This window comes from Flavobacterium sharifuzzamanii, from assembly GCF_003254585.1.
Lineage (GTDB): Bacteria > Bacteroidota > Bacteroidia > Flavobacteriales > Flavobacteriaceae > Flavobacterium > Flavobacterium sharifuzzamanii.
Window position 1 is genome coordinate 73,401 of the sequence record NZ_QJGZ01000029.1, and the last position, 23,778, is coordinate 97,178.

Sequence of the window (23,778 nt, forward strand, 5' to 3'; positions counted from 1 at the left end):
TCTAAAAATTAAACTAGGTAGAAAACTGTAAATACAAATACCCAAACTAAATCTACAAAGTGCCAGTATAATCCAACTTTCTCTACCATTTCGTAGCTTCTTCTTTTCTCGTAAGTACCTAATAATACATTAAAGAAAATAATGATATTGATAATAACTCCAGAGAATACGTGGAATCCGTGGAAACCTGTAATAAAGAAGAAGAAATCAGCAAATAATTTATTACCGTACTCGTTTCTGATCAAGTTAGCACCTTCAACAACATATTTAGCACTTGCTAAATGTTTTTCAGATTCTTCCCTTGATAAAACAGTTTTTTTCTTTTTATCTGTAAGTTTTTCTGTTCTGATTAAAATCTCAGGGTGAGCTTTAAAACCAGCCTGAACTTCAGCAACTGTGTAAGTTGGAAGAGATTGAGCATCTTCCATAAACCAAGTTGATTTACTTCTTGTTAAAGCTTCTCTTTGTTCTGGCAATTTAACAGCAAAATCAGCTAAAGCTACTCTTTTACCATCTTTATCCACAAATTGAAGTAAACTTCCTCCAACTGTTTCAACTGCACCATATTCTCCTTTAATGAAGTTTTTCCATTCCCAAGCTTGAGAACCAACGAAAATTAAACCTCCAATAATAGTTAAGAACATATAAATTGCAACTTTTGTCTTTTTCAATTGGTGCCCTGCATCAACAGCTAATACCATTGTTACAGAAGAAAAGATCAAAATAAAAGTCATTAAAGCTACATAATACATTGGAGCCGCAACACCATGCATAAATGGGAAGTGAGTGAACACTTCATCAGCCAAAGGCCAAGTTTCAATAAATTTAAATCTAGAAAAACCATAAGCTCCTAGAAATCCAGAGAATGTTAAGGCATCTGATACGATAAAAAACCACATCATCATTTTACCATAACTTGCTCCTAAAGGCTCATTGTGACCGCCTCCCCAAGTTTTTTCGTCGTTGTTTGCAGTAGTAACTGTCGCTCCCATAAAAGATATTCGTTAAAAAGTTCCCAAATTTACGTTTTTTTCTTATTTAAAGAAATATAAAAATAAAAATAAATATACCCATAATAAATCCAAAAAGTGCCAATACATCGCACCTAGCTCTATCCCAAGAGTTTGAGTCGAATTGTATTTTTGTTTAAAATGATTATAAATTATAATTAAAAGTGAAATTAATCCGCCAGCTAAGTGCAACAAGTGTGTAACTGTCACAACATAAAGAAAAGTTGTAGTAATCGAACTACCTTCTCCTGTAAAGTAATACCCTTCAGCAACGATTTGTCCAAATCCTTTGAATTGCAATACCACAAATAAAACTCCTAAAGCTAAAGTTCCAAGAAGCAATCCTGTAACTGCGCTTCTATTGTCTTTTTGAATGGCTTTTTTTGCCAAGTGAAAAGTAACGCTACAAGCAATAATAACTGCTGTACTCCAATAGAAAGCTGAAGGGAGTTCAAAATTCTTCAACCAGTCCGCTCTCGATTTACTTACTACAAATGCGCTTGTTAAACCTGCGAACATCATGGTCATACTAACCATCGCGAAAAGCAGAATCAGTTTTGCCGATTTAGATTTCCTTACTTGTTCTTCATTTACTTTTAATGTCATTTCCATAACTATCTTAAAAATTTATCTACTATAAATACAATTTGCAAAAGCGAAATATAAGAAACACTCACTAACATTAATGTTCGTGCTGCCTTTGCTGTTCTTAACTTATACAGACGAACTGCATAAAAAAGCATCCAAATCCCTAATAGAAACACTAGAACTGCTGCAATTGGAGAAATAAATAATTGCCCTGTAAAGCCTAATACCGGTAATAAAGACGCTATTATAAGCCAAATTGTATACAATATTATCTGCAATGCAGTTCCTTTATCTTTTTTACCTGTCGGAAGCATAAAAATTCCTGCTTTTTCATAGTCTTCATATAAAAACCATCCGATAGACCAAAAATGTGGAAACTGCCAAAAAAATTGAATTAAAAATAAAGTACCTGCTTCGATACCAAATTCCCCTGTTGCTGCTACCCACCCCAGCATGAACGGAATTGCTCCAGGAAAAGCTCCAACAAAAACAGACAAAGAAGTAACTGTTTTTAATGGCGTATAAATGCTTGTGTATAAGAATATCGAAATCGCAGCAAACATTGCCGACTTCGCATTAATTGTATAAAGAAGTGCAATCCCAACAATAGTAAGCAAACTTGCTACAAGCAAAGCTACTTTAGGAGACATACGACCAGAAGGAACCGGACGATTTTTAGTACGATCCATTAAAGAATCGATATCTTTTTCGATTACTTGATTAAAAGCGTTCGAAGCCCCAACCATACAATAACCGCCAATTGCCAAAACAATCAAAACACTCCATTTAAAAGGATGATCAGAATCTACTCCTAATAAATATCCAGCAATAGAAGAGAACAATACACTAATAGCCAGACCAGCTTTAGTAATCTCTTTAAAATCTAGAAATATTGATTTGATTGATAATGTATTTTTTGCAGCGTTCAATACCGTTGTATTTTGTGTATTTTTTTTGAGTGGTGCAAATGTACAAATTAGATTGTAGAATTTGGACCTATAAAATTAGATTTTTTTCAATAAAACCTTTACAAATTAAGATCTCAGCATACTTTAACACTATTATTTCGAAAAATCTTATTAAAAAGACTAGTAATCAAAATACCAATTAAAAATATCCGAACGTAAACCAACACTAAACCAAGTGGTACTTTGCTTAAAAGTTGTTGCCGTTTCTTGAGTCGGATCGAAATTCCTGTAGATTAAACTTCCAAATAATTTCAAATTCGTCATCGGATTAATTAGATATCCTCCTTGAACATCGGCAATAAAAACATTCGTTTTATTTCCCTGACCTATTTTTACACCAGTATTATAAGGACGTTTTTCGTCGTAGCTTTTATAAATATTTCCCCCATAATTATAAGAGTCAGCAGCAGTATCAAAATCCAAACCTCTAGTTCCAACTGTTAGTTTAGCATCTGCTAGCCATCGTCCTTTATGATATCTTGCAATTGCAATAAGTTCTTTAAAATTTCCTCCCCACTGATGTCCAACACTTTGGTTGTTATGTCCATAATTTGTAATAACAGCACTGTGCGAGTACACATAGGGACGCACACGATTCAATTCGACTTGCAACAACAAATCTTTCACATTAAAGGCATTGAAATATTTTGCTCCAAACTGAAATCCAAATTTATTTTTCCAGCTTTGATTTCCTGCTCCAACATCAGAAACAGAAAACTCATCGATTAAAAATTGAGAATACAGATTTATACTGTTATTCCATTTGTATTTTCCAGTAATCCCCAAAAGTGCATTTCCACTTCTAGATGAAGAACCAAATTCTACTGCACGGTAAAAAATAATCGGATTAACAAAATTAGCATCAAAACCTCTATTATTAGTATTTGTCCAAACTACAGATTCAAAAAAACCTAAGTTCACTCTATTTGAAACATTCCAGCTCAAATAGTGATTTGCCATAAATTTTGTTGCGTAAGTTTTTTCAGCTGTTACCTCTGGACGAACATCTTTCATCCACATATATGTATTGGTATATTTAATTTTCCAAAATTTGGTATTCAGTTTAAAATACGGATATGGACTTGCCCCATCGCTTTCTAACAAAGAACGGTAACCATCTCCTATAAAATTTCGCCCATAACCTAATTGAAAATCAAATATCTTACCTGGCGCGAAGGTAATATTCGCTTCCGCTAAAGGAAAATCATAGGCATCTGTCTTGAATCTTTTTGCAATTCCAACTCCTGGAATAATCGCCGGATTTCCTCCAGATGGCTTAATAGATTCAGCATAGTCATTGAAGTATCCTGCAAATCTTCCCTGACTTTCAAAAAAAGTAGTCGTAAAGTTGATTTGTTTTCCCAAACCTCCTCTAAAATTAAGTGCTCTTGTATTCACGTAAGTGTAAGATGCATCAAGATCTGAAGCCTTACCCATTTGCAAGTCTACAATCGGATTTAAAGCAAACCAATAATCTTCCCCCTGAATCTGCACTAGGTTTTCATTCCACCATTTTCTTCCCAACCAAGTCGATGTCTTTTTCTGCAATGATTCATTCACTGCTCTCAAATTATAATATTTCGAAACCTCAGCATAAGTATAAGGCTTAGATGCCGTATGGTTATTAATTCCAACCTGATTCATTTCTTCATCAAACTGTGCATAATAACTATGCGAGAAAGGAATATTTAAATGGCTATCAAATTCTGGATTATTGTATTTTTTGTATACAATACTATCCAATTCTGTCATTGGTTTTTCTGCCGGTTTTAAAATTTCTGCCGCTGCTTGAGCTTCTGCGGCAAGCTGAGCTGCACTTTTTAGTGGTATATCAATAGAAATTGTATATTTAGAATACGTCGGTTTTCCGTTAAAAGTTGATGGCTTTATTTTTGGAAATATACTGAATACTCTTTTTGCTTCTTCAGACAATTCTTCTGTTTCGGCAGAAACGTAAATTACTTTAAATTCTCCTTCGGCATTTACTTCAAAAAGTAATTTTACTGCCCCTTTGTAATTGCTCTGTTTCAGCTTCTCAGGAACTTGAAAATTGTTAAATACGAAATCTTGAACTTCTTTATAAAAACAGGTTTCTAATTTTTTGCCATCTAAATTTTCACAGTTAGGAAAAACAGGAAACATTTCTGATGTAAAACCAGGCTGAACCGAAGGACTGCCATTTTGAGAGGAAACAATAAAAAAAGAAAAAACTAAAACAAGGGACAAAAAAAACTTATTCACTTAAAATTTGGGGATTTATTTAATATTGATTTGGGGAAATTTCTCCGTTGGCAATTGCTTTTGCAGCCGAAGTTCCGATTCTTTTCACTCCTAAACGAATCATCTCTGCGGCTTCTTCAAATGAACGAACTCCGCCCGCTGCTTTTATTGAAAGCGGCGAAGCATTTTCGAGCATCATAATTATTGTTGGGACTGTTGCTCCGTTCGGAACACCATCATCAGTTTTATAAAAACCTGTAGAAGATTTTACGAAAACAGATTCAAAATCGTCTTCTTTAAAATTAGATACTACAACATGTTTTATTAAGGCAGATAGCTGAATAATTTCTTTATCTGTTAAAGCGGCAACTTCAATAATCCATTTTACTGTTTTATCGTTTGCCAACCCTATCTGTGTTCCGATTAAGATTTCTTTTTTTACTAAATCGAGATCACCATTTTTGAATGCTTCGTAGTTACAGACAAAATCTAAATCATCTGCTCCGTTAGCAATAGCTTCATTTGCTTCTTTAATCTTATCTTCCAAACTTGACTTTCCTTCTGGAAAATCAATTACGGTTCCGACTAATAAAACAGAATTGGCATCTATGATCATTTTTTTTGCCAGAGCAACATATTCTGGACGAATCATAATGAGTTTAAAGCCTTCATGAATTGCTTCAGCAATTGCATTCTTGACCACAACCGTATTTTCTGCTTCCGAAAGACCAGCTTGCGATGCAGTTTTTAAATACGTAGAGTCCAAATATTGCTTTACATTCATTTTGATAGAAGTTGCAGAAAACCAGCACAAAAGTACATTTTATATTGAAAAAACATAGTTTTTTAAGCACTTGATTTTCTTGTAATAAAAAACCCACCGAAGTGGGTTTCTAAAATTATATTTTATCAATTTGCTTTTTAAATCCTATTGCTGAAAAAACCGCCACAACTGCCCCAAGCGCATTTGCTAAAACATCTGTAACATCTGAAGCTCTAGTAACTGTAAGAGCACTTTGGAGAATTTCGATTGTTATTCCAAAAAAAACAGAAAATATAAAAGAAATCAAATAGGCTTTATAATCGTCTGCATCTTTTCCTTTTAATTCTTTTTTGAAAAACAAAATCCAAGAAATCGTAAATCCAAAATGAAAACAGAAATGGACAATTTTATCAATACTCGGAAAATTAACCGTTGGTATATTACTAGAATCTGTTAGACAAAAATAAGTAATGATTCCAGAGCAGATAATTGCCCAAATTAATAAGAGTTGTTTAGGCACCGATTAAATCTTTATAAGCTTGATCAGATAATAAAGAATCGATTTCTGATGCATCAGCAATTTTTATTTTAATCATCCATCCAGCTCCGTAAGGATCTGAGTTTACTGTTTCAGGAGAGCTTTCTAAATCATCATTAAAAGCAATGATTTCACCTGATAATGGTAAGAATAAATCAGAAACTGTTTTTACAGCCTCAACAGTTCCAAAAACTTCATCTTTTGAAAGTGTCTGATCTAAAGTTTCTACTTCAACATACACGATATCTCCTAACTCTTTTTGTGCAAAATGAGTAATTCCTACTGTTGCAACATCTCCTTCGATGCTAACCCATTCGTGATCTTTTGTGTACTTTAAATTTGCTGGTATGCTCATAATAGTTGTGTTTGAAAATTAATTGTTTAAAATTTGAGCCACAAATGTAATAATCTTCTAATAAAATCTAGTTTAGAAACTAAAATTTAATTTCCAAAATTATAACGAAGTGTGAAACCTGATCTGATGTTCGTTAAAGGGAAAGAAGTCGAAATTACTGCTTTCGAGAACGAATGGTCATAATAGAATATTGCTGTTAAGTTTTTACTGAAAGCATAATCTGCAGTCACTTTCAATGTCCAGATATTCTGTCCTGCCGCAAGCTGGTTATTATCATAATCTAAATAGCGAACCAGAGTTTCGTTATTTCTATATGAAAAATCAGCTTTTATATTGATATCACTTTTAATAATTCCAGTTGGATTATCTGCTAATCTAGACGAAATGATCACGTCCTTAAAACGATATCCTACTCCTACAACGTACTCTATTCCTCTAACTTCTGTCAATAAATTATTATCGAAACTCATAGACAATGCGCGATCTTTTTTAACCTCTGTTAATAAACGGAATGAATTTTTCAGCTCAAAATCAACTCTCATCAACGGACTAAACTGCTCTACTAAATTGACATTAGACATAATCGTTTTATTAAAGAAGTTTGTGTTTACATCCTGTCCTGTTGGATTTTCTAAATAATCAAAGTTAGATCTAAATTGGCTGATTGTATACGACGCTCTATAATTGTGCTGTAATGAAAAACGTCTAAAATGATCTTTGAAATATTTGTAACGCATTAATCCATTATACTTCACATTCCAGTTCGGAATAGGGAAACTTCTAAAAATACCTGTTGAACTCTTAGATGCATCTGCTCCTGTATATGCCGCCATAAACGAAGGCAATAAAACAGCCTGATTACTTTTTGAGAAACCAATAGGATATCCTTCATTGGCTACATATATTTTATAATTAGGATCTGTTTCAGCTGGAATAGGGTTATTTGCATCTCCATATCTAGGAATCACTGTCCCTGCCCCATAGTGACCCTCAGCCAAACGATTTGCTATAACCAAACGATTGCTTCTGAAATCATCAAATGCAGAGGACACAGTTTCTGTACTTGTCGAAAAAGCCGTTTTAATTAATACCGTTGAAATAGAAAACATTCCATACGTATATGGAGATAATGGCTTATAATACAATCCTCCAATAGAATCTCTAACAGTGTACTGCTCTGATGAGTTCTCAGAATAAGCACGATCCATAGCCAAATCAATTTTTAAATCTGGCAGTAAATCTATATTTGCTGTTACTTTTAACAATTTGTTACTAACCTGTGTGAAATTCTGATTGAAATTCTGGTAACTGGTTAGCCATCCGTTCTTCGCCGCTTCAAAACGTACATCGTCTTGGCTACCAAATACAAATCCTAAAGAAGGTTTAGAAGTACCAAAGAAACCTACACCTGGAATATAACCCGGTAAAACTGTTCCGCTATTTTTTGTGTAGTTAATCTGAACGTTTTTAACACTCGTTAAAACTCCGATTAAACCATCATAAAAAGGATTACTGCTTGTAACTGGTTTAGCCGTGTTTACAATCTTCTCTCCTGGTTTTGGTGGCGCAGCTGGTTTTGTAGTTTTTGCTGGTTTTGAGCCTGGCGTTAAACCTAAATATTTATACAATGTATTCATATTCAATGTCGTCGAAAACGTATTTGAATTGGCATTTTGAACCGTATTTCCTAAATCCCAAGATACTCCACTGTCATCAACATACTGAGACATTGCCGTTGATGATCTCTGCCAGTTGTAATCTGCAGTATATGAATAAGTCGCTTTTACAAAACTAAATATTGGAATTTTATTAATTGGAATATCATAATTCAGAACCAATTGCTGTAAGTGCTGATTTGGTATACCAATATCAAAATAATCATCCCAGATATTAAAATCTTCTTTTGGTGTATTATCGTCATTCAAGAAGTTTCTAACAATATTATTAGACGCTGCTGTATAATTTAATTTTAATGATTTTGTCAAATTAAATCCGAAACCATATTGATAATTAAAAGCAAAATTTCTTCTATAAAGCGGGTCAAGTCCGATACCTTGCACATCTTCAACTTGTCTGTACTGTTGACGGTTGCTTTGTCTTAAAATGTTAGTATTAAACGAAATATTTGAAGGAAGATAATTAAAGTTAAAATCACTCAACATTTTCCAATAATCACTTTTTTTCATGAATTGGGTCTGCTTAAATGGCACTACCTCTTTTGGCTGGAACGTATAAGCATAATTTACAGCTGTATTAGACTGTTCATCGTTGTAATTTTCAACTTCATAATCATGTCTTTCCACCTGATTGTATGATTGAGAAAAAGTAAAGTTTTCTACATCATAAACATGAGGCTTCTGCTCTGGTGCTCTATCTTTTCTTACCCCGATAAAATTGATGCTTTTACGCTTGGTGTAGTCAACCGCACGTGTTCTAATGTTTTCTTTTTCTGCCGGATCTGTCGTCTCTTTAATCAATTGATCCAACTTAATATCCTGATTAAATGGATCGTATTCTGGCGTAATAACTTCTTCTCCAATAGCATAATTGAATGGTAGATTAATACCCCATTTTGGAGGCAACAACTTCCCTAAATTTATATTGGTTACAATGTTATACTGCTGAATATCTTCACGATCTCTTTCGTTTGCACCTTGCTCTAGAGAACCAAAACCAATCGTGCTCTTTTTACCAGAAGCAGATAATGTCATCAAATCGGCCATATTGGTATCTACATTTAACAATGCAGCCATACCTCCTTTATTTTCTAGATCAGACATACGAAGTTCGTTAAACCAAACTTCTCCCATAATATCTTTATGGTTTGCTGCACTTTTTACTCCGACCATTAAATTTCTAACCAATCCAAAATTCGGATTCCCTTTAATACCTAAAGTTAACTTAGCATCTTGGTCACCTCCTTGTACGTCTGGATCTCGGTCTGGATAATAAACACCATTTATATCTCTTTTTGGCGAATTAATATCGATATTCATTCCCAAAATCTTCATTCTTGTCAGCAATGATAAAGCCAAATCAATATTATTCTCTTCAAGCCAAACCTGATCTGGACTAATAGTACATGATCCGCCTGTTCTTGTTACTTTTAATGGGATTTCAACCTGATAAAAGTTTTGTGTAAAGTCGTTACCAAAACGAATAAATCCGATCATTTCATCATCTAAAAGCTGATTTTCATTAGGAAGTGATTCCGCATGAAGGAACATTTTCAGTTTTTTGTACTGACGCATATCAACACTTACATTTTTGAAAACCGCTCTAGAATCTTGATATTCTAATCCGGTCCCCGCTATTCGAACCGCTAAAGACTGTTCATTCTGGTTTATAATTGTATTATTATTATACAACTGTTCTCTTTGAACTCCTGGCGGGATAACATAGTTAACTGGACATTTTGTACCGTTTTCTTGAATATTTACTGCCGCAACATCAAATTGAGTTCCGTCATCATCAGGATTTGTATCATTTGCATCTAATGTTCCTGTGTACTTTCTCCACTCTCCTCTAACTAAATCTAAAGCTCCGAAACGCACCGTCATCTGATCGTTAAATCCAGTCATAAACATACGCATGAAACGAATCGATCTAAAATCGGTAATATTTCCAATAGTATTTTGAGGTTTTGATACAGGTATTTTAAACTGAATCCATCTTGCATTGGTTGAACCTCCATTTGGAAGTTCTACATTCTGAACTTCTCTAATGTCTGTAATATAATTTTCTCCAACCTGCATTCCCGGTTTTACATCAATACTATATTCATAATATGCATTGATTGTACTCATAGTATTATCACGATTGATATCCTCAACATCTGGAAGAGTTGTAGAACCACGGTTCGGATCATCAACACTTACCGCAGAGTTTCCTTCTGTTCCGTTGTATCTTTTATAACGCTGTAAAACGCCTCCTTCTGCATTTAAAAAATACTTATAATTATCTCCCGCAGGATCTTCTTCTCCAGCATAATTGGTATAAATCGATGCTTCTTTTGCATCTGGCAAACCGTCTAAACCGACATCCTGATTCTTACGATTATCTGGATTAGTATCAAATGCATAAATCAATGATTGAGATGCTGGTACGTCTCCCCAAATTGGTTGCGGATTTACCATAATCTGATCTGGCCCTAAACCATTTTCATATTGTTTTCTTCCGTCTTTTAAAACGTCTTCAGAAACTTCTCCTAAATTGAAATAGATTTTTCCGCTGTTCGTTGGCAACGCTTCTCCATTACCAACATAAGGATCAAGTACCCAGAACTGAATATACTCAACATTCCCTTGCTCAAAGTTTGTAGAGTTCAGCGCACGCATAATTCCACCAAAATTAGCTGATGGATTGCTCAAAGCAAAATCAGGGTTATTATTATATGGCCCTCTATCTGATGGATAATAGGTTAAATCCAATGTATTAATCACCTGAATCTGTCCTTGCGCAATATCTGTATTTGGATAAAGCTCTTTACTATAAATCCTTCTTGTTGTATTTAAAGATAAATCATCATTTGAAATTCCTGATGGTTTTGAAGTATAGAAAATTGGGTCGATGCTGTACCAAGAAAGCTTAGCTCTCTTATAGCCATACTCTAATGTATTTGAGCTAGCATTAAAAGTATTGTCTGTGGCTGAATTAATAAATGGTGTTGAAGCCAAACTCCATGCATAAGCAGATCTCATATCGATCGTAGTCTGAGTACCTTCAAAATCGTCAATATAAATAGTAGCCTCACCTTCAAAATCACTTGCTTTTGGAGCATCTGGTTTCAAAAATGCAACTTCCCCACGAATCGAAAGATTCGAAGGAACATCTGTATCTATATTTGGCAGTTTATTAGCTAATCTTGTTAAAAACGGAACTTCAGTTGAATAATTTCCATTGAAACCAAAAATGGTATTATTTACAGATTCTTGACCATAGCTTGATTTTTGAGTAAAAGGACGTTCTGTCATTTTTAAGAAAGTACCACCCACAACAAACTTTTCAGAGATTTTATGCTCAATATTAAATCCCATAAACCTTCTTGTCTGCTGTCCAAAAATTGAGTTGTTTTCTAATGAAACCTCAATTGGAGTATTAGAGGCTTGAAGTGAAGGATCTAATATCTGTACTCTTCCTAATTGATAATCTACGCTATAATCTATACCTTCTACCAAAACTCTTCCTGCAGCGGTTACCACTACAGATCCTTGCGGCACGTTGAAGGCACCAATAGGAATACCATTACTTCCAGAAGATTTGTATTTTCCTCTTAATAAGAATTTGTTTTTATCACTATCCTGTAAAGCACCCGCCTGAGTATTCTTATACATGTTTCTAAATACATATTTCTTCTGGTTCGGGTTATATGTAGTTGGATCATTATAATTTTCTCCGGTGTTTGTGTTTAACTTTCTAAATAAAAGTTCTCCAAACGGTTCTTTAGTTGTGAAAATAATTCGTGCATTCTGAACATCAACCGTTACTCCCGGAACATAATCAAAGAATCCATCTCCTCCTGTTTGCGGATCGTTATTGTAATTTAAACGGTCAAGATTAAAAACATTTAATAATGGCGTTTGATCTAATTTATCATCTGGTACAGGATTTGGCGGAAAAGTGCTTCCTTGAACGGGCGTAATATAATTGATTGGTGAAGGGTCTGTGTAAAGAATATTAAGTCTAAAATCTTCTTGTTTGATTTGATAAGCTTGCGGAATTTGATAGACGTTTTTCATCATCAAGTTCCAAACTGGATTCTGTACGTTTGTCAAACTGCTTTTCAGCATTTTTAACACCAAACTCTGTGTTATAATAGCTTGGTTTCCGTTATTGTTTCCTGTAACTACAGTTCCATCTACACCGTCACTACCAAATTCCCCAACTTGATATACTTTTCCTCCAACAGTATATTCAAATGCAACTGCCAAAATTTCGTCATTGGCCAAACGTTGCTGTAATGAGATATAACCTAATTGCGGATTAAAAGTATATTCTTGTGTAGTTAATTTTCTAGCGTTTTCCAGAACAGAATAGTCTGTACCTTCATTTACGTTAGTATTATTAAATCCTGATTTGGCCGTTACAATTTCTCTAATATTAGGATTTAAATAACTTCCTGGTTTTCCAATTGCTCCAGGATCGTATTTATTGTTCGTGTTGTCAGTTGGAGAGTCAATAGGATTATTAAAGAAACCTGTTGGATCTGTAATTACAACCACTTGGTTATCAGGAACACCAGTAACTTGGCCTTCTCCTAAATCCTGAAGCGCAATAATATTTCTTAAGTTATTATTTCCAGTTGTTATTCTATTCTGCTTATTGGTTACCCAAACTTCAATCCTTGTAACTTGGACACGGCTGTCTATTAATGGATAGTTTTTTAATGAAGCATCATACTTATTTCTAAAGTATTGAGATAAGAAGAAATGTCGGTCATTATCATAATCTAATGCAAATAAATCAAAGTTTTGTACGGTTCCTCCACCTTCTGCGACTATACTTTTGGTTTGTGACTTCTGTTCTGAGAAAACTCCTGTTACAGTTGTCTTACCAAATTGCAATTGCGCTTTGACCCCAAATAAACTTTGAGCACCTCGAATAAGCGTACTATTAAGAGGCATGCTCACATTACCTACCTCAACTTTCTGAACGATATCATCTTCTGAAGGTGTATAAGCCAGTTTAAATAAGTTCTGAAAAGCAAACGTAGATTGCGTATCGTAATTAGCATTTACTTCAAGACGGGTTCCAATTTTCCCCATCAAACTCATACTGATTCTTTGATCAAAATCAAAAGTAAGAGAAGATCTGTTTCTTGGTGAAAATGAAGGATTGTCTTGTTTGGTGTAACGCATACCCAAGTCCATTTCTACTGATCCTGTGGGCTTTACATCTATGGTATTACTTCCAAAAATACTTTCGAACAAACTCGAATTAATATAATATCTTGGCAATAAATCTTTTTTGGCAGCTTCGGCTCCAGCTTTTTTGCCATCAATGGCATCTGATTTTTTTCTAAAATAATTTCGTCGCGATTCTTTTAGAACTAAATCTTCGTATTCTTTTGGAGTTAAAATTAAAGGGTAATTGATAGAGAAACCATCTACCGAAGTAGTGTAAATATAGCGATCTGTAATAGGATCGTACTTATATGCAGAAAGTACACTTGGAGGATCTTCGATATCTATCTTACCTACTGAAAATTGAGTTTTAGTTGTATCTTGAGTTACCGGTGTAACCTGTGCGCGCAAAACATTACCGCAGAGTAATACTAGCAACAAAATACAAATTTTACGCATAGAATTGTTTTATATAAAATGAAATTTATAAGCTTTTTAAAGCCTTTTTGATAATTGTTTCAGCGGTAGCTTCTGGATCTTCTTTTACAATCTTTTCTACCACTTTTTCAGAAGCTTTTCGCACAAAACCTAGAACTTCTAGAGCAGATAACGCTTCATCTCGATTTCTATTGTTTTGAACAGCAAAAACTTCATCAATATTATACAATTTAACAACTTTTTCCTTTAAATCCAATATAACTCTTTGTGCTGTTTTGTTTCCAATGCCTTTTATCGACTGGATTATGCCCACATCTCCAGATGCGATGGCATTTATAATTTGCTTTGGTTCTATAGACGAAAGCATTGTTCTTGCAATTCCAGCTCCGATTCCCGAAACAGAAATCAGCATTCTAAAAATTTCGCGTTCTGATTTTTCAACAAAACCATATAAAGTATGCGCATCTTCTTTAATTTGAAGATGCGTATACAATTTTATATTTTCAGAATTTGAAATTAAAGAGAAGGTGTGAAGTGATATATTCACCTGATAACCAACTCCGCCACAATCAATTACAACCTCTGTAGGATTCTTTTCTACTAATCTCCCCTGCAACTGTGCTATCATAAATATAGTTTATTAGTATCAAATATAACAAAAATGCAATAAAACTACGACAAATTTGTTCAATCCTTGTAAGAACGTTTATTGTGCTATTTTATTCTTTTTGCTTTGTTTTTCCTGTGCATCAATAACAGCGATTGCAGCCATGTTAACCATTTCTTCAACGCTAGCACCTAATTGGAAAATGTGAACTGGTTTGCCCATACCCATCATGATAGGTCCAATTGAGTTCACTTTGTACAATTCTTTTAATAATTTATACGTGATATTTGCTGATTCTAAATTAGGGAAAACCAATGTATTTACTTTTTTTCCTGCTAATTTAGAGAATGGAAATTTCTCTTGAAGCATTTCTGGATTTAAAGCAAAATCTGCTTGAATTTCTCCATCAACAATTAATTCTGGATGATTTTTATGAAGGTAAGCTACCGCTTCTCTAACTTTTGATGCACTCTCACTTGTTGAAGAACCAAAGTTTGAGAACGAAACCATCGCTATAACTGGCTCTATCCCGAACATTCTTGCTGTTTTTGCAGTCATAATAGCAATATTAATCAAATCTTGTGCAGATGGATTAATGTTTATTGCAGTGTCTGACAAGAACATTGGCCCGCGAGATGTAAGCATCATGTTTGCTGTTGCAATAAGTGAAGCATTTTGTGCTTTTGGAATTAACTGCATCATTGGTTTCACAACAGTAGGATAACTTCTAGAATGCCCTGTAACCAGTGCATCAGCTTCTCCTTCATTCACCATCATTGCAGCAAAATAGTTTCTTTCGCGCATGAATTTTTCTGCATCCAATTTAGAAACTCCTCTTCGATCTCTTGCTTCCCAAAATGATTTTGCAAATCTGTTACGTCTTTCAGCTTCTTCATCTGTTTTAGGATCAATGATTTCAAGATCAGCATCGAAACCTAATTCTTGTTTCAATTCTAAAATCACTTCTTTGTTTCCTAACAAAATAGGGAATCCAATTCCGTCTTCGTAAACAATTTGAGCTGCTTTTAAAACGTTTAATTGATCTGCTTCTGCAAAAACAATTTTCTTCGGATCTAATTTTGCACGGTTTGTAATCAAACGTACCATTTTGTTATCATTACCCATACGCTCACGAAGATGATCTTCATAAGCTGCCCAATCTGTAATAGGATTTTTTGCCACTCCAGATTCCATTGCTGCTCTTGCTACTGCAGGCGCTACAACAGTAATTAATCTAGGATCAAAAGGTTTAGGAATGATATATTCTTGTCCGAAACCAAGTTTTGTTGCACCGTAGGCTACATTAACTTGTTCTGGAACTGGTTCTTTTGCCAAAATAGCTAAGGCTTTTACAGCCGCCATTTTCATTTCTTCGTTAATTTTTGTCGCTCTTACGTCTAGTGCTCCTCTAAAAATATAAGGGAAACCTAAAACGTTATTTACCTGATTAGGAAAATCTGAACGCCCAGTAGCCATAATAACATCTTTACGAGTTTCTGTAGCTAAATTATAATCAATTTCCGGATTTGGATTTGCCATTGCAAAAACAATCGGATTGTTAGCCATTGTCAATAACATTTCTGGCGAAAGAATATCTCCAGAAGATAATCCGATGAAAACATCAGCTCCTTTTACTGCTTCAGCCAAAGGAATCTGAGGTCCGTCAACAGAATATTTTAATTGTAAATCTGAAAGTGCAGGATTGTCTTTTGTTAAAAGTCCTTTGCTGTTGTACATTAAAACATTTTCGACTTTTACTCCAAGTAAAACATATAAATCTGTACACGCAATCGCCGCAGATCCTGCTCCTGAAACTACTACTTTTACATCTTCTGCTTTTTTACCTGCCAATTCAAGTGCATTGATTAAAGCTGCAGAAGAGATAATTGCTGTTCCGTGCTGGTCGTCGTGCATTACTGGAATATCCAATTCCTCGATTAATCTTCTTTCTATTTCAAAAGATTCTGGAGCTTTGATATCTTCAAGATTGATACCTCCAAAAGTTGGAGCAATATTTTTTACAGTTTGAATGAATTCTTCAACATTTTCTGTATCAATTTCGATATCAAAAACATCAATGTCTGAGAAAATTTTAAACAATAAACCTTTTCCTTCCATTACAGGTTTTCCTGCTTCTGGGCCAATATTTCCAAGTCCTAAAACAGCCGTACCGTTTGAAATTACGGCTACTAAATTTCCTTTTGCTGTATATTTATAAACGTCTTCTTTGTTTGCTGCGATTTCTAAACATGGTTCTGCAACTCCTGGCGAATAGGCCAATGATAAATCTCTCTGGGTTGCATATTTTTTTGTTGGAACTACCTGAATTTTTCCTGGAGTTGGTTCTGCGTGATACAGTAACGCTTCTCTTCTTTTACTCTCTTTGTTCATTGTTTTTAGCTTTTATTCTAGCTTACAAAGATATAAGTCTTGTTTTAAAATGGCGTCTTTTTAGCGTTTTCTTTTCCTAAAATTTATTCGAATAAATAGAAAAAGTCCAATAGAAATTGGACTCGTTTGAATTTTTATCGTTTTTAGGTGTGCTTTATTGAGAAATATAAGAATTCAAATGGTTGATCGTGTCTTTCTGAATTTCTATAATTGCCTTCACTACATCGCTGATTGAAATAACTCCAACCACATTTCCGTCTTCTAAAACAGGCAAGTGTCTTATTCTTTTTTCGCTCATAAGTTCCATACAATCTTCAAGATTATCTGAAAGTTTTACTGTAAAAACATGACTTTCCATAATCTCATGAACAAAAGTTTCTTTAGAAGATTTATCTTTCAATACAATTTTTCGGGCGTAATCTCTTTCAGATAATATTCCTTTTAAAATATTATCGTCCATAACTAAAATTGCCCCAATGTTTTTTTCTCCCATCACTTTTAACGCATCATAAACCGTTAAATTGGAGAAAATAGAATAAACATTTCTTCCTTTTGCTTTAAGTATTTGATCTACAGTCATAATGAAAAATTTTTAGATTTATAAAGTTAAAACAAAAACCAACACAATCTGCAACGAAATCGATTTTTTAAAATCATAACCGATTCATTTTAAACATAATACACGAAAAATTAAATTTTAAAAATTATAGTGTAAAGAATGAATTTGTTTAGAATTGTTTTTTGAAGAAATTTAGATTTTTTAACTTTTACCAGCCAGAAACCCCTAGCGTTTTTTTTTCATTTTTTTAATCTCTAAAATGCTCCAGCGGAGCATAATATTTATAGCCGAAAATTATGGTACAAAAAATGTCACCCCGCTGGGGCTCTTAGATGGATTTAATTATATTCTATAAATATTTCGTCCCGCTGGGACTACCAACCAACAATTCCTAACGGAGTTTTCTTTTTTTATGACAATTAAAGCAATGCTCCAGCGGAGCATAATATTTATAGCTGAAAAATTATACAAAAGGAGAAGAGCTCCAGAGGAGCGAAATATAAACCCACATTAACCCGTAAAGATTGTAAAATTTCAGAAAGATATTAACACGACATATATGTCGTGCTATCTTTTTTTTCATTTTAATAGATTTGCATTCAATTTTATTTGTAAGAATTGTTTTAAACAATATACGATCATATGTTGGAAATAATAAACAGAAAAAGCATCTTGCATAAAATAATTTAGAATAATAAAACATCTATTTTTTCAAATAAACACCTCATTATATGGAATCAAACGAAATCAAAAATTTAGATCTTAAAAAATTAGCTTCTTTATATTTTCGAACATTAAGACCTACAAATAATAAAACTAATGTTGCTGAGATTAAGTTTCAAAATTATTTAGAACTCGGCTGCGTAATTACCGATATGCTGAAATTATGTATTTTGGCTTTGGAGCAAGATGCCCATAAAATTCATGAAACTGACAAACGTCAATCTATCAATATAGGTTTAATTCTGGAAACTGTTCTTCAATTAATACCTCAAGATGAATTTGATTTTTTAAGTGAAATTGACTATTTGCTCAATAGAAATTCTAATATAATTACAAAATAAACAAAAAACCCTTTTCTAAAATTTAGAAAAGGGGTTTTTATAATTTATAAAGAAGATGTTTTACATCGCAACAATAATAAACTCGCTTCGTCTATTTTGCATATGCTGTTTTTCTGTACATTTTACTCCATCTGCACATTTGTTTACTAATTGCGTTTCGCCATAACCTTTTGCAGTTAATCTATCTTCGCTGATTCCTTTTTGAATAAGCCAGTTTTTAGTTGACTGTGCTCTTTTTTCTGAAAGAATCTGATTGCTTTCTGAAGAAGAACGGCTGTCGGTATGCGAACGAATATCTAATTTCATTGTTGGATATTCGTTTAAAAGATTGACCACTTTCATCAATTGCGGTTCTGATGTTTTCTTGATGGTTGCTTTACCTAAATCAAAGAAATTCATAGGCAGATTTAGCAATTTTGCAATATCTACACCTACTCTTATAGAACCTACTTTTACTGGACTGATTGTCGTTTTTTTGATGGCTACAGTTTTTGCGGCAAGAGGTTTAAAAACTTTATTTAATGCAATCATTTGAGTCGTTTCTCCTTTTTCTTTAAGGATTGTTACTGCAACTTCTTTAGCATTGTAATCTGTTTTAGCAGTTCTAATCGTGTATTTTTTTCCACATCTTAAATCAGGAAAAATGTAGTTTCCTTTTTCGTCTGTAGTAATTGTTCCAACTGGATCAAATTTTTCATTAAACAGCGTCAGAGAAGTGTTGGCTAAGATTTCATTTGATTCTGCATCGGTAACTGTTCCTAATAAATTTTGTTCGCAAATTAATCTTCTTGTTTCTGTAAATCTGTAAATATCATCCAAACCAAGTCCGTTTTCTCTGTTTGAAGAAAAATAACCGCTTCTAGTTTTGCTGTCAATGCTAAAAGCGAAATCGTCTTGCTTACTGTTTACTGGTTCACCAACATTTAAAACGTCATCATAACTTCCGTTTGTTTTTATACGAGAAGCAAAAATATCTAATCCGCCTAAACCTGGACGTCCGTCAGAAGCAAAATACAATTCGTTATCTCCAGAAATGAAAGGAAAAGTTTCTCTTCCTTCTGTATTAATTGTTGGTCCGAGATTTTCTGGTGTACCAAAAGTTCCGTCTTGATTGATTGCTACTTTGTAAATATCGGACTGACCTAACGTTCCTGGCATATCTGATGCAAAATACAATGTTTTTTCGTCTACACTTAGAGCTGGATGCGCAGTACTATATTGGTCGCTGTTGAACGGAAGTTCTTTTACATTTTGCCATGTGTTATCGATAAACTCAGCTTTGTATAATTTAAGAAGCGTTACGTTTTTATCGTTACTTCTTCTTTTACCGTCTGTAAAATTATTTCGGGTAAAATACATTGTGCGTCCGTCTTTTGTAAAAATCGGACTTGACTCATTGAAATTGTCTTTTTTCCTTTTTACTAAAAGTTCAGGCTTTCCAACGCTTCCGTCCGGAAGTAAATCGGCACTATACAGTCTCGAAAACGATCTGTTTGTCCATTGAAAATTGGCTTTCACCACTCCGCCTGTATCGCGTGCAGAAGTAAAAACAATTTTGTTATTGTAAACTACACTTCCGTAATCTGAATATCTGGAATTGACTCCAGAATCGGCTATTTGAAATCGGCCTGAGTTTTCTTTGATATCTTCTAAATAATTTTTGTCACTTCTTATTAAATCTGCTCTTTTTTCTGCAGTTGCCTTTTGATTGAATTTTTGCAAAATCTCATCAGACTTGCGATAATCTCCAGCTGATTTTAAAGATTGTGCATATCGATACAGATATTCAGCCTCTTGGTTTTCGTTTATTATAAATAATTGTTCGTACCATTTTAATGCGCTTTTCAGTTCTCCATTAAAATAATATGAATTGGCCAAACGCTGAATTATTCCTTGATCGGTAGTCTGATCAGTTACCAAAGTCTCATAAACTTTTATTGCATCGGCGTAAGCGTACTCTTCGTATTTTTTATCTGCATATTTTATGTTCATGTTTGTAAATGGGTTTTGTGCATTCACATTTGAAATAAAACTAGACAGTAAAAAGATCAAAATTAATTTTATAGCTTTCATAGGTTGTATTAAAAGAATCTTGGGGATATCATTTTATTGTAATTATTGAAGAATTCGAATCTTAGGAAAATCTCGTGAGATCCAGAATTGTATTTTCTTAATTGTGTAGTTTCATGATCGTAACCATAACCTATATACATTCCTTTTGTCACTTGAAATCCTGCCATTGCACTCACAGATGCGCTCCAACGATAAGCAAGTCCTAAAACGAATTTATCATTGAACATGAAATTACCTGAAACATCAACCTGAAGCGGTGCTCCTTCAACCATTTTGGTCATTAATGCTGGTTTGAATTTTATGTATTCTAAACGATCCAAATTAAATACATAACCGGCTATTAAATAGTAATTGATTTTCTCTTTGAAAATAGCAACATCATCTGAATCATAACGATTTGTTTCTATAAAATTAGGGACCGATAATCCGATGTAAGCTCTGTCTGAATGGTAATAAATTCCAGCTCCAACGTTTGGTGAAAATTTATTTTTTAGATTCTGAAATTGCGGATCGTCCTGATCTTCATAACTCAATTTATTAATATCGATATTAAAAAGATTGGCTGTTCCTTTTATACCAAAAGATAAATTCCATGATTCTGAAGTCGGAATCGTATAAGACAAATCTACTGATAAAGTATTTTCTACAGTTGGCCCGATTTTATCATTTACCAAAGAAACTCCAAGTCCTAAATCGCTATTTTTTAAAGGTGTATTAACCGAAAAAGTGCTCGTTTCTGGCGCTCCATCTAACCCAATCCATTGTGTACGATATAAACCAAAAACGCTTAAAGCTCCACGTGAACCTGCATACGCTGGATTGACTTCGATTGTGTTGTACATGTACTGTGTGTACTGCGCGTCTTGCTGCGCATTTGATACAATCGAAAAAAACATAAAAACTAAAATTAATTTTTTCATTTATTAAGTTTTAGAACGGCTTAGGATTAACTAAGCCGTATTCCATTTTATTTATTAAGGTATAAGTATCCTGATTCTTGGTGAGATTTTTGAGCGCTGTCTTTATATTTTAAGACATAGAAATACGTTCCAACTGGAAGACCATCTGTTTGCTTTATCGTAGAACGTCCGTTAGAATATCCAACAAAAACTCTATCATTATTGTTATACTGATCTATATTGAAAACCAAAACTCCCCAACGGTTATAAATTTCAACTGTATTTTCTGGGTAACATTCTATTCCTCTGATGTAGAATCTTGCATTCTTGTTGTCTCCGTTTGGAGAGAAAGCATTCATTACTTTAATAGAACATCCGTTTAAGTCTAAGACTGTTGGACTGTCTCCGCTATTGCTTGCATCGTCTGACTGATCTTCAACAACAACTCCTCTTACACTACTTCCTTTCACAGTTGCCTGATTACTCACACTTCCTCGATTAATATCTTCTTGAGTGATTTTGTAAACCGCAGTGAAATTACTTTCGTTAGATTCGTTTACACCCAAATTAATAGCTTGACCTGAAACTACTACTCCTGGCAATGGATCGTTTATTGTGATTCCAACAAGAGGTACATTTCCAGTATTGGTTACAGTAAATTTGTATGTAATTGTTTCTCCTGCATTTGCAAAACCGCTCTTATTTTCGTCATTGAAAACTGCTGTTTTGATAACCGAAATAGCTGGTACTTCAACAAAAACATTTAATACGGCTGTTGAGCAATTTGTTCCATTAGCTTTTTCGCAAACCTGATAAGTCAACGGATAATTTCCACCTGGTGTGTTTGGCTTAACATTTACCGTTCCGTCAGCATTCCATTCAAAATATGGACTTTCTGTAACAGGTTTAACTGTAACATCTGCAGGATTTATTGGCTGTCCGTTTATCAAATCATTATCTAAAACATTTACAAATTCTAACGAACCATTAATACCGTCGGCACTAATATCATTATCGCTGTTCAGAGTAATTTTATTTTCTGTTGGCGGAGTTGGATCTACAACATTGTCAACTGTAATCTTAATTACTGCTTGACTACAATTTGATGCATTTGCAGCCTCACAAATCTGATAAGTCAATTCGTAAACTCCATCTGCAGTATTTGCTGCAATGTTGATTGAACCATCTGCATTCAATGAAATATTTGGATGTACAACTGGAACTGATAAGATAACATCTGAAGCTTTTATTTTTGCCCCATTTAATAAATCATTTTCAAAAATATTAATGTTTGCATTTACCCCTTTCTTTGCATTTACTGGTCCCGCCTCGTCATTATTTGCTTTTATGCTAAATGTTGGACGTGCATTACAATCTGGCGTTGCTGGCGGATAAGCAACAGAAACTGTAACAGTTGGATTTAATGAAAATTCCATTTTCACTCCATTTCGGGTAGCTTCAAATCCGTCTGCTCCTTCTGCCCATATTCCGTTATTTAAAATCCATCCTGGCCAATCTGTTCCATTTTGGTTGCTGTCAATTTCTGCTCCTGGCCATAAAATATTTCCGCTTAATGGCAGATTGGTCTGAGTTGCGACAACATTATTGTTGCTATCAATCCATCTAACAGTTAATGAATTATGTGCTGTGAAATTTTCTGGCGCAACTGTATAATTAACATAAGGAACATTGTTTGAACAATAACTATTTGCTGTTACATTCATTTTTGGTTCAGTTACGCTAACTTTTACAACATTTGAGTCACAGTTATTTGGATTTAACTTTTCACATATTGTGTATGTCAATTCATATTCTCCTGCAGGTGTATTAGGTGCTAGTACAACATTTCCGTCTGCATCTACAGTTAAATATCCTTTTGGATCTGCTTGAGTTACTTTCAAATCAACATCTGATGGCACTAATTTATTTCCATCTTTAGTATCATTCTCAAAAACATTGATTACTGTTTGTGGAATATTTACCCCAACTGCTGATGGCACTAAATCTTCGTTTGCTACAAGATTTCCTCCTGTAACTTTTATTACTGTAATTACCGAATCACAATTTGTTGGATTTGTGTTTTCACAAATTTTATATTCTAGATTATAATCTGCTGCTGGCGTATTTGGCGCAACAGTAATAGTGTAATCTGAATTTAATGTAAGTCCTGCCGGAAGCGTTCCGACAATTTCAAACTTAACTTCTCCAGGTGCTGTTCCAACTACGATTGCATTTCCGTTTAATTTATCATTTGCAGTTAATGAAATTGTTGTTCCTCCGATATTTCCATTTATTGAAGCTATTACATCTTCAACTGCATCAATTACTGGAGTTCCAACTGTTACTTTTACCGCATTTGAACTGCAGTTGTCCGGGTTTAATTTCTCGCAGATTTCATAAGTCAGCTCATAATCTCCCGCTGGCGGATTTGCTCCTAAAACAATGTTTCCATCTGTATCCACA

General features: G+C 34.0%; 15 protein-coding genes. 1 reads left to right on the forward strand and 14 read right to left on the reverse strand.

What is annotated here, in order from left to right; all coding sequences use genetic code 11:
- Positions 1 to 8: 8 nt before the first annotated feature.
- From DMA14_RS01180 to DMA14_RS01230, 11 genes are all read right to left on the reverse strand, one after another.
- On the reverse strand, positions 9 to 992 hold the full coding sequence (locus DMA14_RS01180; protein WP_111376640.1) for a cytochrome c oxidase subunit 3: 984 nt from the start codon (positions 990 to 992) through the stop codon (positions 9 to 11).
- A gap of 42 nt (positions 993 to 1,034) precedes the next feature.
- Positions 1,035 to 1,622 (reverse strand): cytochrome c oxidase subunit 3, encoded by a 588-nt coding sequence (locus tag DMA14_RS01185; RefSeq protein ID WP_111422470.1) that lies wholly within the window; start codon positions 1,620 to 1,622, stop codon positions 1,035 to 1,037.
- A gap of 2 nt (positions 1,623 to 1,624) precedes the next feature.
- Entirely contained in the window at positions 1,625 to 2,527 is a 903-nt protein-coding gene (gene cyoE, locus DMA14_RS01190) for a heme o synthase (protein WP_111422472.1), read from the reverse strand.
- Positions 2,528 to 2,686: 159 nt separating this feature from the next.
- Entirely contained in the window at positions 2,687 to 4,807 is a 2,121-nt protein-coding gene (locus tag DMA14_RS01195; protein ID WP_111422473.1) for an energy transducer TonB, read from the reverse strand.
- A 19-nt stretch (positions 4,808 to 4,826) separates the two neighbouring features.
- A complete protein-coding gene (gene deoC / locus DMA14_RS01200; RefSeq protein ID WP_111422475.1) occupies positions 4,827 to 5,570 on the reverse strand; it encodes a deoxyribose-phosphate aldolase in 744 nt (247 codons plus the stop codon).
- Between the two features lie 115 nt (positions 5,571 to 5,685).
- Positions 5,686 to 6,069: a VanZ family protein gene (locus DMA14_RS01205; RefSeq protein WP_111422477.1), complete on the reverse strand. Its 384-nt coding sequence runs from the start codon at positions 6,067 to 6,069 to the stop codon at positions 5,686 to 5,688.
- Complete coding sequence (gene gcvH, locus DMA14_RS01210; protein ID WP_111422478.1) at positions 6,062 to 6,442, reverse strand: glycine cleavage system protein GcvH; 381 nt, start codon at positions 6,440 to 6,442, stop codon at positions 6,062 to 6,064. Before gcvH ends, DMA14_RS01205 begins: the two co-directional genes overlap by 8 nt.
- Positions 6,443 to 6,528: 86 nt before the next feature.
- A complete protein-coding gene (gene sov, locus DMA14_RS01215; protein ID WP_111422480.1) occupies positions 6,529 to 13,743 on the reverse strand; it encodes a T9SS outer membrane translocon Sov/SprA in 7,215 nt (2,404 codons plus the stop codon).
- Positions 13,744 to 13,768: 25 nt separating this feature from the next.
- A complete protein-coding gene (ruvA, locus tag DMA14_RS01220; RefSeq protein WP_111422482.1) occupies positions 13,769 to 14,350 on the reverse strand; it encodes a Holliday junction branch migration protein RuvA in 582 nt (193 codons plus the stop codon).
- A gap of 78 nt (positions 14,351 to 14,428) precedes the next feature.
- The gene (locus tag DMA14_RS01225; protein ID WP_111422483.1) at positions 14,429 to 16,720 is read right to left on the reverse strand and encodes an NADP-dependent malic enzyme; all 2,292 of its coding nucleotides are present in this window, start codon (positions 16,718 to 16,720) and stop codon (positions 14,429 to 14,431) included.
- Between the two features lie 154 nt (positions 16,721 to 16,874).
- Positions 16,875 to 17,300 carry a CBS domain-containing protein gene (locus DMA14_RS01230; RefSeq protein ID WP_111364849.1) on the reverse strand — a complete coding sequence of 142 codons (426 nt, stop codon included), beginning with the start codon at positions 17,298 to 17,300 and terminating at the stop codon, positions 16,875 to 16,877.
- A 710-nt stretch (positions 17,301 to 18,010) separates the two neighbouring features.
- On the opposite strand from DMA14_RS01230, the gene DMA14_RS01235 reads away from it, so the two are divergent.
- Positions 18,011 to 18,343 (forward strand): hypothetical protein, encoded by a 333-nt coding sequence (locus DMA14_RS01235; RefSeq protein ID WP_111422485.1) that lies wholly within the window; start codon positions 18,011 to 18,013, stop codon positions 18,341 to 18,343.
- Positions 18,344 to 18,403: 60 nt separating this feature from the next.
- Here the strand turns inward: DMA14_RS01235 and DMA14_RS01240 are convergent, their stop codons facing one another.
- The 3 genes from DMA14_RS01240 to DMA14_RS01250 all read right to left on the reverse strand — a co-directional run.
- Positions 18,404 to 20,416: an OmpA family protein gene (locus tag DMA14_RS01240; protein ID WP_111422487.1), complete on the reverse strand. Its 2,013-nt coding sequence runs from the start codon at positions 20,414 to 20,416 to the stop codon at positions 18,404 to 18,406.
- An 8-nt stretch (positions 20,417 to 20,424) separates the two neighbouring features.
- A complete protein-coding gene (locus DMA14_RS01245; protein WP_111422488.1) occupies positions 20,425 to 21,336 on the reverse strand; it encodes a PorP/SprF family type IX secretion system membrane protein in 912 nt (303 codons plus the stop codon).
- Between the two features lie 47 nt (positions 21,337 to 21,383).
- On the reverse strand, positions 21,384 to 23,778 hold a 2,395-nt coding region (locus DMA14_RS01250; protein ID WP_157957639.1), incomplete at its 5' end, for a T9SS type B sorting domain-containing protein.